This is a genomic window from Mesorhizobium sp. M0136, assembly GCF_040322515.1.
Lineage (GTDB): Bacteria > Pseudomonadota > Alphaproteobacteria > Rhizobiales > Rhizobiaceae > Mesorhizobium.
On record NZ_JAMYTP010000014.1, the window covers coordinates 82,971 to 95,662 of the forward strand.

Annotated in this window: 12 protein-coding genes; 10 read left to right on the forward strand and 2 right to left on the reverse strand. The window is 64.3% G+C overall.

All coding sequences use genetic code 11. The features are described from left to right. Nucleotides 1–13 precede the first annotated feature (13 nt). From NKJ35_RS18230 to NKJ35_RS18245, 4 genes are all read left to right on the forward strand, one after another. Nucleotides 14–1,213: a divergent polysaccharide deacetylase family protein gene (locus tag NKJ35_RS18230; RefSeq protein WP_352479607.1), complete on the forward strand. Its 1,200-nt coding sequence runs from the start codon at nt 14–16 to the stop codon at nt 1,211–1,213. Between the two features lies 1 nt (nt 1,214). Next, on the forward strand, nt 1,215–1,736 hold the full coding sequence (locus NKJ35_RS18235) for an RNA pyrophosphohydrolase (protein WP_292658495.1): 522 nt from the start codon (nt 1,215–1,217) through the stop codon (nt 1,734–1,736). A 29-nt stretch (nt 1,737–1,765) separates the two neighbouring features. Continuing rightward, the gene (alr, locus tag NKJ35_RS18240; protein WP_352648967.1) at nt 1,766–2,935 is read left to right on the forward strand and encodes an alanine racemase; all 1,170 of its coding nucleotides are present in this window, start codon (nt 1,766–1,768) and stop codon (nt 2,933–2,935) included. 138 nt (nt 2,936–3,073) lie between these two features. Continuing rightward, nucleotides 3,074–4,330 carry a D-amino acid dehydrogenase gene (locus NKJ35_RS18245; protein WP_502904651.1) on the forward strand — a complete coding sequence of 419 codons (1,257 nt, stop codon included), beginning with the start codon at nt 3,074–3,076 and terminating at the stop codon, nt 4,328–4,330. 39 nt (nt 4,331–4,369) lie between these two features. On the opposite strand, the gene NKJ35_RS18250 is transcribed toward NKJ35_RS18245, so the two are convergent. After that, entirely contained in the window at nt 4,370–5,251 is an 882-nt protein-coding gene (locus NKJ35_RS18250) for a LysR family transcriptional regulator (protein ID WP_352648969.1), read from the reverse strand. Between the two features lie 379 nt (nt 5,252–5,630). On the opposite strand from NKJ35_RS18250, the gene NKJ35_RS18255 reads away from it, so the two are divergent. The 3 genes from NKJ35_RS18255 to NKJ35_RS18265 all read left to right on the forward strand — a co-directional run bounded on the left by NKJ35_RS18255 (nt 5,631) and on the right by NKJ35_RS18265 (nt 8,543). Further along, on the forward strand, nt 5,631–7,127 hold the full coding sequence (locus NKJ35_RS18255; protein WP_352648971.1) for a CoA-acylating methylmalonate-semialdehyde dehydrogenase: 1,497 nt from the start codon (nt 5,631–5,633) through the stop codon (nt 7,125–7,127). A 495-nt stretch (nt 7,128–7,622) separates the two neighbouring features. Continuing rightward, entirely contained in the window at nt 7,623–7,919 is a 297-nt protein-coding gene (locus NKJ35_RS18260; RefSeq protein WP_352648973.1) for a hypothetical protein, read from the forward strand. A gap of 309 nt (nt 7,920–8,228) precedes the next feature. After that, a complete protein-coding gene (locus tag NKJ35_RS18265; RefSeq protein WP_352648975.1) occupies nt 8,229–8,543 on the forward strand; it encodes a hypothetical protein in 315 nt (104 codons plus the stop codon). Nucleotides 8,544–8,556: 13 nt separating this feature from the next. Here the strand turns inward: NKJ35_RS18265 and NKJ35_RS18270 are convergent, their stop codons facing one another. After that, the gene (locus NKJ35_RS18270; RefSeq protein ID WP_502895519.1) at nt 8,557–9,147 is read right to left on the reverse strand and encodes a GntR family transcriptional regulator; all 591 of its coding nucleotides are present in this window, start codon (nt 9,145–9,147) and stop codon (nt 8,557–8,559) included. 166 nt (nt 9,148–9,313) lie between these two features. On the opposite strand from NKJ35_RS18270, the gene NKJ35_RS18275 reads away from it, so the two are divergent. From NKJ35_RS18275 to NKJ35_RS18285, 3 genes are read left to right on the forward strand one after another with little or no spacing between them, the layout of a single operon-like run. Beyond that, on the forward strand, nt 9,314–10,207 hold the full coding sequence (locus NKJ35_RS18275) for a dihydrodipicolinate synthase family protein (RefSeq protein WP_352648977.1): 894 nt from the start codon (nt 9,314–9,316) through the stop codon (nt 10,205–10,207). 48 nt (nt 10,208–10,255) lie between these two features. Continuing rightward, nucleotides 10,256–11,506, forward strand: coding sequence for an NAD(P)/FAD-dependent oxidoreductase (locus NKJ35_RS18280; RefSeq protein WP_352648979.1), 1,251 nt, complete (start codon nt 10,256–10,258; stop codon nt 11,504–11,506). A gap of 28 nt (nt 11,507–11,534) precedes the next feature. Continuing rightward, nucleotides 11,535–12,536 carry a 4-hydroxyproline epimerase gene (locus NKJ35_RS18285; protein WP_352648981.1) on the forward strand — a complete coding sequence of 334 codons (1,002 nt, stop codon included), beginning with the start codon at nt 11,535–11,537 and terminating at the stop codon, nt 12,534–12,536. The last annotated feature ends 156 nt before the right edge of the window (nt 12,537–12,692 follow it).

Below are 12,692 nucleotides of genomic sequence, written 5' to 3' on the forward strand. Positions count from 1 at the left end.
CGGGGGTGCGGGCTTGGCTGATATCGGCAAGGACATAGAACGACCTCTCGGACAGGCGATCCGGCCGTCGCGCTCGGGCAGCGGGATCAGCGCCGGTGCGGTCGCCGCCGCGCTTGTCGTGCTGTCGGTGGTCGGCGTCTCCAGCGCGATCGCCTTGCGCGACAAGCCGTTCCGGAAGCTGCAGGAAGTAGCGGTCTCGACGCCGAAAACGCCGGCGGCGGCGGATACCGCCGCGGCGCCAGCCAAGGCGACGCCCGAAACGGCAGCGCCAAGCAACGCAAGCGGGGCCAACATAAGCGGGCCGAAGACGGGCGGTCCGCAGATCATCCATGTCCAGACCGAGGAGGGCGATGGTCCACCCGAGGCGGCCATCGTCATCCGCGACCCTTCGACGATCGGCCAGAACCTCAGGATCGCGCACATTCCCGACAAGGCACTGATCGAGGCCAGCGAGACCGGTCCGCTGCCGATCCGCGCCGCCGACGGCCGGCGCCCGTTCGATGTCTATGCACGGCCGTGGTCCGGCGCACGCGGTGCACGCGTGGCGCTCGTCATCGGCGGTCTTGCCGTGTCGCAGACCGGCACGCAGGCAGCCATCGCCAAGCTGCCGGCGGAGGTGACGCTGGCCTTCGCGCCGCAAGGCAACAGCATCGGCCGCTGGATGCAGGTGGCGCGGCAGGGCGGCCATGAGGTCATCATGCAGGTGCCGCTCGAGCCGTTCGACTATCCGAACGTCAATCCCGGCCGCAACACGCTGACCGTGGCTGCGACGCCGGACGAGAATTTGAAGAATTTACGCTGGGCGCTGTCGCGAACGACCAACTACACCGGCGTCATGAACTATATGGGCGCCCGCTTTTCGGCCGACGCGACGGCAATGGGGCCATTGATGGCCGAGCTTGGCAAGCGTGGCCTCGCCTATGTCGATGACGGTTCCTCAGCGCGCAGCCTGGCACCCGAATTGGCGCTGAAGGACGGCGTGCCGTTCGTCGGCGGCGATACGGCGATCGACGCGGTGCAGGACCGCGGCGCCATATTGAAGAAACTGGATGGGCTGGAAGCGACGGCGCGGGCGAAAGGGTTTGCCGTCGGCATCGGCTCGGCTTTCGACCTGACGGTGGATACCGTGTCTTCCTGGGTGACCGAGGCCAAGAAGCGCGGCATCGAGATCGTGCCGATTTCGGCGGTGGCCATAGATCCGGAAAAAGGCTGAGATGGCAAAGAACAAGCTCGTTGACGCCGAGACACTGCCCTACCGGCCCTGCGTAGGGGTGATGGTCCTCAATGGCGACGGCCTGGTCTGGGTCGGCCGTCGCATTGCCGAGCCGGACAGCGAATTCGCTGGAACGACGCAGCTCTGGCAGATGCCGCAGGGCGGCATCGACGATGGCGAGGAGCCGCTGCCCGCGGCGGCGCGCGAACTCTACGAAGAGACCGGCATGCGCTCGGTGTCGCTGCTGGCCGAGGCGCCGCACTGGATCAACTACGACCTGCCGGCGCATCTGGTCGGCGTCGCCTTCAAGGGACGGTATCGCGGCCAGACGCAGAAATGGTTTGCCTTCCGCTTCCACGGTGACGAAAGCGAGATCGCGATCAATCCGCCACCGGGTGGCCACAAGGCCGAGTTCGACCGGTGGGCGTGGCGGCCGATGCTGGAATTGCCGGGCCTGATCGTGCCGTTCAAGCGCAAGGTCTACGAAGACGTGGTGGCAGCGTTCCGGCATTTGGTGGCGTAGCCACTGGCCTTCCGCTAAAACAGGTCGGCATGAACGACATCTCCAGCAAATCTCTTCCGCAGGCCGTTGCTCCACGGCAGGCTGGCGCCCCGAGCGAGCCGATCAGCGAAGCGGCGGCGGGGGCAATCCTGACCATCGATCTCGGCGCCATCCGTGAGAATTACCGGCGGCTGAAGGCGCGGCTGGGCGGCGTCAGCTGTGCTGGAGTGGTCAAGGCCGACGGTTACGGGATTGGCGCGGCACCGGTGGCGGCGGCACTGATGGCTGAGGGCTGTAATACCTTCTTTGTTGCGCATTTGGCCGGCGGCATCTTGCTGCGCAAGGCGCTCGGCTCAGACCCAGCCATTTATGTGCTGAACGGCATTCCGCCGGGTGCGGAAAGGGAAGCGGTTGCAGCAGGGCTTTGCAGCGTACTCAACAGCGCCAGCCAACTCGCGGCATGGCGCGAAATGGCCGGACGGGTGGGCCGTAAGCTGCCGGCCGCCCTCCAGGTCGACAGCGGCATGTCGCGGCTCGGCATGACGCCGTCCGAGGTGAAGGCAGTCGCGCGGGATCCACAGGCCTTCGACGGTGTCGAACTGACCTTCGTGATGAGCCATCTCGCCTGCGCCGACGAACCCGAGCAACCGGCCAACGAGCGGCAGCGGCTGGAATTCGAACGGCTGCGCCGGATGCTGCCGGAAGCGTCGGCTTCGCTTGCCAATTCATCGGGCATTTTTCTCGGGCAGCGCTATCACTACGATCTCGTTCGTCCGGGTGCCGCTCTCTATGGCATCAATCCGACGCCGGCGAAGGACAATCCGATGCTGCCGGTGGTGCGATTGCAGGCCAAGGTCATCCAGATGCGGGTGCTGGAGGCCGGCGCCGGTGTCGGCTACGGCCACACTTTCCATACCAAGGCCCCGCTTGCCGCGGCGACGATTTCGCTCGGCTACGGCGATGGCTGGCATCGTCGCGCCGCTTCCGCTGCCTGGTTCGAAAATGTGCGGCTGCCCTTCGTCGGCCGGATTTCGATGGATACGATCATCCTCGACATTTCCGCACTGCCGCCCGGCAAGCTGAAGGCCGGCGACCTCGTTGAACTGATCGGGCCGTCGTCGCAGACGGTGGACCAGGTAGCCAGCCAGGCCGGCACTATCGGCTATGAGGTCTTGACCAGCCTCGGCCACCGTTTCCACCGGCGCTATGTGAATCGCTAGGACGCAAGCTTGTTGTCCTCACGCATGTCTTTTCCCTGAGCATCGGCACTTGGCTGACGCCACAGAATCCGGCAGACAGAAGGCGGCGATGATCCCGGTCTCGAATCCCGACGAGATGCCGCCGCGGAGAACCAAACGATGAAGATCTTCGTGCTGGGCGGCGGCGTGATCGGGGTCACCACCGCCTATTTTCTTGCCGAGGCCGGTCATCAGGTGACGGTGATCGATCGCCAGAAAGGCCCGGCGCTGGAAACCAGCTTTGCCAATGCCGGCGAGATCTCGCCCGGCTATGCCTCGCCCTGGGCCGGGCCCGGCGTTCCGCTGAAGGCCATCAAATGGCTTTTGATGAAGCACGGTCCACTGGTGGTGCGACCGGCCCTCGATCCGCATATGTGCATATGGCTGGTGAAGATGCTGCGCAATTGCACGGCTGAACGCTACGCGCTGAACAAGGCGCGCATGGTGCCGCTGGCCGAGTACAGCCGCGACACGCTGAAGGCGCTGCGCGAGGCGACCGGCATCGCCTATGACGAACGCGCCAAGGGCACGCTGCAGCTTTTCCGAACGCAAAAGCAGCTCGACGGCGTCGGCGGCGATGTCGAGGTGCTGAAGACCTATGGCGTCCCTTACGAGGTCCTCGATCCCGACGGGTGCATTGCGGCCGAACCCGCGCTGGCTGGCGTGCGCGAAAAATTCGTCGGTGGCCTGCGGTTGCCCGGCGACGAAACCGGCGACTGCAAGATGTTTACCGACAGGCTTGCCGAGCTTTGCGCGGCACGCGGCGTCACTTTCGAGTACCACACGGAGATACGGCGCGTCGTCAAGAAGCGCGATCGCATCACCAACATCAGCACCAGCAAGGGCTGGATGGTCGCTGATGCCTATGTGATGGCGATGGGCAGCTATTCGGCGCGGTTCATGCGCATGCTGAAGCGGCCCATCCCGGTCTACCCGGTCAAGGGCTATTCGATCACCCTGCCGATCAAGGACGCCGCCGCCGCACCGGTCTCGACCGTGATGGACGAGAGCTACAAAGTAGCGATCACCCGGCTCGGCGACCGTATCCGGGTCGGCGGTACCGCGGAGATTTCCGGCTTCGACCTGCGGCTGCACGAATCACGGCGCCGCACGCTCGAACATTCGGTCGGCGACCTGTTTCCGGGCAGCGGCGACATGCGATCGGCGACCTTCTGGTGCGGGCTGCGGCCGATGACATCGGACGGGCCGCCGCTGATCGGCCGCACCGATTTCTCCAATCTCTATCTCAATACCGGCCATGGCACACTCGGTTGGACCATGGCCTGCGGCTCGGCTAAGGTTCTAGCCGACATCATCTCCAACCGGGTGCCGGACATCGACGTCGGCGATCTCGGGCCGGGACGATACGCCAAGTAAGACCCCCGGCAGCTCAAGACAGCCGCCGGCCGATAGGCTTCACGCGAACAAACTCCTGTCCCGTTCGACGGCCTTGGTGATGAAGCTCGAGACGACCTGGACGCGGCGCAGCGGCCTGACCGATTCGTGATAGACCAGCCAGTAGGCGCGGCGGATGGGTGCGACGATATCGAGGGGCACCAACTCCGGCATCGAGCGGGCAACGAAGGTGTGCAGTATGCCGATCCCGGCGCCGGAACGCACCGCTTCGGCCTGGCCGAGCGCGGAGGAAATGGCGAAGCTGGTGCGCCAGTCGGCGCTGAATTCGGCCGCGTAGTCGAGCGAGGGACTGACGATCAGATCCGGCACGTAGCCGATCAGCGTATGCTGCCCTAGCTCGGCGGCGCTTCCGGGCAAGCCATGGGTGTCGGCGTAGGCACGCGACGCGAACAGGCCGAGCGTGTAGTCGACCAGCTTTCCCGCCACCAGGCGGCCTTCCGTCGGCCGCTCGACGGTGATGGCAATGTCGGCCTCGCGCCGTGACAAAGAGAAGGAGCGTGGTACCGGCACCAACTGGATGGTGAGTTCACGGTGCAGAGCGGTCAGCGCGCCGAGGCGCCTGGCCAGGAAGGCGACGCCAAAACCGTCCGGCGCGCCGATCCGCACGGTGCCCGAGACGTCGTCGCCTTCGCCTGAAACAGTCGAGCGCGCGGCGATCATGTCGCCCTCCATGCGTTCGGCGATCTCGAGGAAACGCTCGCCCGCCGGCGTCAGCTCACTGCCGGTGGTAAGCCGGCGAAACAGTTTTGTCCTGAGCGCATCCTCGAGGGCGGCGATGCGGCGCGAGACGGTCGCGTGATTAAGCTCCAGCCGCCTGGCGGCGCCGAGGATCTGACCGGCCCGCGCCACGGCAAGGAAGATGCGGGCATCATCCCAGTTCATCGGGATGGTCCGTTTCGATAGGGAGCGCCGCGTTCCCGCCCCCACCCCCCTCTGGCCTGCCGGCCATCTCCCCCGCAAGGGGGGAGATCGGAAGTCGGGTCGGCTTTCGCCAAATCTTCAACGTCGCAAAGAGGGCGGTAAGGCCGAAGCCGCCAATCTCCCCCCTTGTTGGGGGAGATGTCCGGCAGGACAGAGGGGGGTGTGAAGAAACTCAACTCAGCAATCCAAGCGATAGGAGTACACTCCCTATCATTTGCGCCATTTGATGCACAGACACCCACCGCACTCTATTTGCCGCACAACGGTTGCGTTTTCGCTCGCGTTGCCATCGCTCGCGCAAAGGCGGACAATGCCTCATCACGAACCAGGGAGAGAGACCATGATCGAATACGGTCATTTCATCGGCGGCAAGCGCGTCGCCGGAACCAGCGGCCGCAAGCAGGACGTCATGCAGCCGATGGACGGCACGGTGCGCGGCACGGTGGCGCTGGCTTCGCAGGCGGAATTGCGCGCGGCGGTCGAAAACGCCAAGGCGGCACAGCCCGGCTGGGCGGCGACCAACCCGCAGCGGCGCGTGCGCGTCCTGATGCGGTTCCTCGAGCTGGTCGCCAAGGAGTATGACGCGCTGGCCGAGATATTGGCGCGCGAACACGGCAAGACCATCGCCGACGCCAAGGGCGACATCCAGCGCGGCCTCGAAGTGGTCGAGGTCTGCATCGGTGCGCCGCACATGATGAAGGGCGAGTTCACCGATGGCGCCGGCCCCGGCATCGACGTCTATTCGATGCGCCAGCCGCTCGGCGTCGTCGCCGGCATCACGCCGTTCAATTTTCCGGCGATGATCCCGCTGTGGAAGATCGCGCCGGCCATCGCCTGCGGCAATGCCTTCATCCTCAAGCCGTCCGAGCGCGACCCGGGCGTGCCGATGCGCATTGCCGAACTGTTCATCGAGGCCGGCCTGCCGGCGGGCATCCTCAATGTCGTCAACGGCGACAAGGAAGTGGTCGACGCCATCCTCGACGATCCCGAAATCAAGGCCATCGGTTTCGTCGGCTCGACGCCGATAGCCCAGTACATCTACTCGCGCGGCTGCGCGGCCGGCAAGCGCGTGCAGTGCTTCGGCGGCGCCAAGAACCACATGATCATCATGCCGGATGCCGACATGGACCAGACCGTCGACGCGCTGATCGGCGCCGGCTACGGCTCGGCCGGCGAGCGCTGCATGGCGATCTCGGTGGCCGTCCCGGTCGGCAACGACACCGCCAACCGGCTGATGGAAAGACTGGTGCCGCGCGTCGAGAGCCTGAAGGTCGGTCCGTCGACGGATTCTTCCGCCGATTTCGGCCCGCTGGTCACGGCGCAGGCGCTGGAGCGGGTCAAGTCCTATGTCGACACCGGCGTCAAGGAAGGCGCCAAGCTGGTCGTCGATGGACGCGGCTTTTCCATGCAGGGTTACGAGAACGGCTACTATATGGGCGGCTGCCTGTTCGACAATGTGACCGCCGACATGCGCATCTACAAGGAAGAGATCTTCGGGCCGGTGCTGTCGGTGGTGCGCGCACCGACCTACGAGAACGCGATCAGGCTCGCCAACGAGCACGAGATGGGCAATGGTGTCGCTATCTTCACCCGCGACGGCGATGCGGCGCGCGACTTCGCCTCGCGGGTCCAGGTCGGCATGGTCGGCATCAACGTGCCGATCCCGGTGCCGATCGCCTACTATACGTTTGGCGGCTGGAAGGCGTCCTCCTTCGGCGACCTCAACCAGCACGGGCCGGACGCGTTCCGCTTCTACACCAAGACCAAGACGGTGACGTCGCGCTGGCCGTCCGGCGTGAAGGATGGCGCCGAATTCGTCATTCCGACGATGAATTAGCCGGACGGTTTTCTGTCTGCGCGTCCTCGCCTTCGGCTTCGGGCGCCGGCGTGAAGGATGGCGCCGAATTCGTCATCCCGACGATGAATTAGCCGGACGGTTTTCTGTCTGCGCGTCCTCGCCTTCGGCTTCGGGCGCTCGCGGGCCGGCGTGAAGGACGGCGCCGAGTTCGTCATTCCGACGATGAATTAGCCGGACGGTTTTCTGTCTGCGCGTCCTCGCCTTCGGCTTCGGGCGCGCGGGCCGGCGTGAAGGATGGCGCCGAATTCGTCATCCCGACGATGAACTGATCCAGATCTCGGAAAAAGAAGGCCTGGGCTCGACCCGGGCCTTTTTTTCGTCGCGGTCTTCATCGGCATGAACACTAATGTGATGGAACCAAGAAGGCAGCAATCTTCTTAGGTTGCAGTCCTGCCGCGAAGCAGACGCTGGCAGATCAACCAACGGCGCTGGTGACGGCTCCGGGGATATCGTCCGGCGCAAAGGAGGTGTCAGATGACACGTCTCATGGCGACTGCAGCTTGCGCTGCGATGGCCCTTTCCGCCGTCCCGGCAATGGCTGCCGAGCAATGTGCGGCACGCGCCGATATGGTGAAGGCGCTCGGCGAGAAGTTTCATGAAAACCCGAGTGCGGTCGGCGTCGTCAATCCGAATGTAGTGCTTGAAGTCTTCGTTTCCGACAAGGGCACATGGACCATCCTCGCCAGCGACACAAAAGGCCAAAGCTGCGTGATTTCAGTCGGCGAAGGCTGGGAGAGCGCGATGACGACAGCGGCGCTGCCAGGCACCTGATGAGGTTCCACGCTCGCGCGTAGCAGCGGCCTCGCATGGCCGCGCAGCCTGGTGGCCCATTCTTTCGGCGACAACCGTAAAACGGATCTGCAGGCGCCCGCTTGGGCGCCTGCTTGCGCTTTTCCGTTGCCGATACCATATATCGGGAACATAATGGGAACATCTAGAATCGTTCCCACCGATGGCAGACCGGAACACAGAAAGGAACGACGCGATGATGATGACGTCGGAACCGGCCTGGATCGCTCCGGCAAAGTGAGGCTGTCAAACCCCTCCTTTGCCGGAACGTGATGGCAAAGGAGGTGCCCTATGGCACACAAATCGCTGTTGGGATGGGTGAAAACCCTGGTTCTTGCTGGCGCATTGGCGGTGGGTACGAACACCGCAAGCGCGCAATATCAATACTGCGTTGAACATGGCGAGCTCGTCGCCCATTTGAGCGAGAAGTTCCAGGAAAGGCAGTTTGCTTTGGGGCTGATCGGTCATGAGGCGGTCATGGAAGTCTTTGTCGCCGAGACCGGAACCTGGAGTATCGTCGTCACCGATATCGCCGGCAGAAGCTGCATCGTCGCGGCCGGCGACAATTGGGAAAACGTGATAGCCCTGCCCGGCCAGGGCGCATGACGAAATGACAGGCTCAGCGTGTGGCAGCTGCCTCGGCATGGCCGCGCAAAAGTGCCATCAGGCGCTTGGCGTCCTTGGCCGCGGCCTCCTCGTCGCCGGCTAGGATCGAGCGGATCAGCGCGACATGATGCTCGGCGGATTCGGCCAAGCCGGTATCGGCCTTGTAGCGGAACCAGAAACGGCGGCTGTGGGTTTGCAAGGGCGCCGCCAGGCGCGCGGCGAACGGGTTGTCGGCAGCCAGCGCCAGCGCCTCGTCAAGCGCCTTGTCGGCCTGGATGAAGTAAAACACATTTTCCGAAATCACCGCCTTTTGCATGGCAAGGGCAGCGTCATGGAACAGGTCGGCGGCCTCGCGGGTGACGAAGCGAGCGGCCGAGCGGGCAAGCACCACCTCGACGCCACGGCGGGCGTCGAGGACACGCAGCCAGTCGCCGGGGTGCAGCGGGGCAATGGCAATGCCGGCGCGCGGCCGGACCTCGAGCAGCCCCTCCCAAGCCAGCCGCTGGATCGCTTCGCGAACCGGGGTGCGGCCGAGGCCGAGCCTGTCGATCAGCGCCCCCTCGGTGATGAAGCTCGCCGGCGCCAGCTCGAGAGTTACGATCATGTGCTCGAGCCTGCGGTAGGCCTTCGCAGTTGCCGGTTCGGAGCCCGGGCTGTCATATACCAATGCGCCATCTCCTGATATATTGTTGATATATCATATCAGATTCAACGTTGACAGCCGGCTTCTTAAGAAATATACGACTGATATATCAGATGGAGCGATCGACATGTGGGCCGGAGTCTTCCCCGCCGTTACGACCAAATTCACCGAGGGCGACGGCCTCGACCATGCCGAGATGGAGCGCTGCTTTGCGCTGCAGATGGAGGCCGGCTGTGACGGCATCATCGTCTGCGGGTCGCTCGGCGAAGGCCCGATGCTGTCGCATGACGAGAAGATCGCGGTGCTGAAGACCGCCCAGAAGATCGCCGGCAAAAAACCGGTGCTGTTGACGGTCAACGAGGCCGGTACACGCGAGGCGGCGGCGATCGCACGCCGCGCCGCCAAGGAAGGCGCCAACGGTTTGATGGTGGTGCCGAGCCCGATCTACCATACCAATGCCGAGGAGACGGTCGCGGCACTCAGCGCCGTCGCCGCGGCCGGCGACCTGCCGGTGATGATCTACTCCAACCGGCTTGCCTATCGCGTCGATGTCACCGTCGACCAGATGGAGGAGTTGGCCAAGGACCAGCGCTTCGTCGCCATAAAAGAGTCCTCAGACGACATCCGCCGCTCGACCGAGATCATCAACCGCCTCGGCGACCGCTACGACTTGTTCACCGGCGTCGACAATCTCGCCTTTGAGGCGCTGTCGGTCGGCGCCATCGGCTGGGTGGCGGGCTTGGTCACCGCGTTCCCGCGCGAGACCGTCGCCATCTATCAGTTGATGAGACAGGGCCGCCGCGAGGAGGCGTTGAAGATCTACCGCTGGTTCCGGCCGCTGCTCGACCTCGACGTCTCGACCTATCTGGTGCAGAACATCAAACTCGCCGAAGTCTTGGCGATCAACACCAACGACCGCGTGCGCATGCCGCGCCAGCCATTGTCGGGCGAGCGGCGCAAGGCAGTCGAAAAGGTCGTCAGGGATGCGCTGGCCGTGCGGCCGCAACTGCCGGCATTCTGATCCAGTGCCTTCGAGGGTGTTTGCAGATGTGCAGCGCGGCGCATGGCAATGAATGACAATGCTACGCTCGATGTCGCCATCATTGGTGGCGGCATTATCGGCATCTGCGCTGCCGCATTTCTGGCCGAGGCGGGGCGAAACGTCACGATCTTCGATCGGACGGGGATCTGCGAGGAGACCAGTTCCGGCAATGCCGCCGCCTTTGCCTTCTCCGACGTGCTGCCGCTCGCCCACAAGGGGATGATCAGGCAGCTGCCGAAATGGCTCGCCGACCCGCTCGGCCCGCTCAGCATCCCACCCGCCTATCTGCTGAAGCTGCTGCCCTGGCTGGTCCGCTTCTGGCGCGCCGGCCGAAGCGACCGCTATGAAGCCGGCCTTGCCGCACAGGCCGGGATGATGAAGCTCGCCGAGGCGGAATGGATGGGTTTGCTCGACCGTTCCGGCACACGGCCGATGCTGCACGAGGACGGCTCGCTCGAACTCTACGAAAGCGAAGCCGAGTTCAAGGCCTCACTGCCCGGCTGGGCGGCAAGGCAGCGCTTCGGCATCGGCTTCAGCCATGTCGAGGGGAGCGCTCTCGCCGCCTTGCAGCCCGGTCTGTCGCCGCGCTTCGTCAAGGGAACGTTCGTGCCGGGGTGGAAAACCGTCGCCGACCCCAAGCGGCTTGGAAAGGCGTTATGGGCCTATGCCGAGAGGTTGGGCGCCGGGTTCGAAAGGGCCCGGATCAAGCGTGTCGAGGCGGGACAGGACGGCGCGATCCTGACCATGGCCGACGGCACGAGGCGACGGGCGAAGCATCTCGTCATCGCTGCCGGGGCCTGGTCGCACCTGCTGGCGAGACATCTCGGCGACGGAATCCCGCTGGAGACCGAGCGTGGCTACAACACGACGCTGCCGAAGACTGCCTTCGACGTAAGGCGGCAATTGATCTTTTCCGGGCATGGCTTCGTCATCACGCCGCTCGAGACGGGCCTGCGCGTCGGTGGCGCGGTCGAACTCGGCGGGCTTGAAAGGCCGCCCAATTATGCGCGCTCGAAAGCGCTGCTCGAAAAGGCGCAGAAATTCCTGCCGGGACTGGATCCGGCCAATGGGCGCGAATGGATGGGGTTCCGGCCGTCGCTGCCGGATTCGCTGCCGGTGATCGGGCAGTCGCAAAAAACGCCGTTGGTGGTGTACGGTTTCGGTCATGGTCACCTCGGCCTGACCCAGGCCGCGGCGACCGGACGCTTGATCCGCGAGCTCGTTCTCGGGCAGAGTCCATCGCTCGATCTCGGTCCGTTCAGCCCGCAACGATTTTGAGATCGAAGACATTCAGTTGGGAGCCGGCATGGCCAAGCATTCCTTCTTCTGCATAGACGGCCACACCTGCGGCAATCCGGTGCGGCTGGTCGCCGGCGGCGGACCGCTGCTCAACGGCTCGACGATGATGGAGCGGCGGGCGCATTTCCTGGCCGAATACGACTGGATCCGCACCGGCCTGATGTTCGAGCCACGCGGCCATGACATGATGTCCGGCTCGATCCTCTATCCGCCGACGCGTGAAGATTGCGACATCGCCATCCTGTTCATCGAAACCTCGGGCTGCCTGCCGATGTGCGGCCATGGCACCATCGGCACGGTGACCTTTGCCGTCGAAAATGGATTGATCAAGCCGAAGACGCCGGGCGTGCTCAGGTTGGATACGCCGGCGGGCGTGGTCGTCGCCGAGTACAGCCAAGTCGGCGATTATGTCGAGGAGGTGCGCATCACCAATGTGCCGTCCTTCCTCTATGCCGAGGGACTGACGGTCGAATGCCCCGGGCTCGGCGAGATCAGCGTCGATGTCGCCTACGGCGGCAATTTCTACGCCATCGTCGAACCGCAAAAGAACTATCGCGACATGGCCGACCATTCGGCCGGCGAGCTGATCGCCTGGAGCCCGGTGGTGCGGCAGCGGCTCAACGAGAAATATTCCTTCGTCCACCCGGAGAATCCCGGCATCGACAAGCTGTCGCACATATTGTGGACCGGCGCGCCGACCAACCCGCAAGCCGATGCCCGCAACGCCGTCTTCTACGGCGACAAGGCAATCGACCGCTCGCCCTGCGGCACCGGCACCTCGGCGCGGATGGCGCAGCTTCACGCCAAGGGCAAGCTTGGGGTCGGCGACGACTTCGTTCATGAATCGATCATCGGGTCGCTGTTCAAGGGCAGGGTGGCGAAAGAGGTCACCGTCGCCGGCAAGCCGGCAATCATTCCGTCGATCGGCGGGTGGGCGCGGATGACTGGATTGAACACGATCTTCATCGACGACCGCGACCCGTTTGCACACGGCTTCGTCGTCAAATAGAGAAAACGCTGACGTTAGGGAAAGACAGAGAGCGCAAACGGATTGCCTTCGACGGCGCAACGATCCCGCCCATCAACTTATTTTGACGGCGATTTCTTCGACATGGGGCGCATGCTGCGATTGAATCGTCAAAGACATTGCGTTAGGCCAATGGTA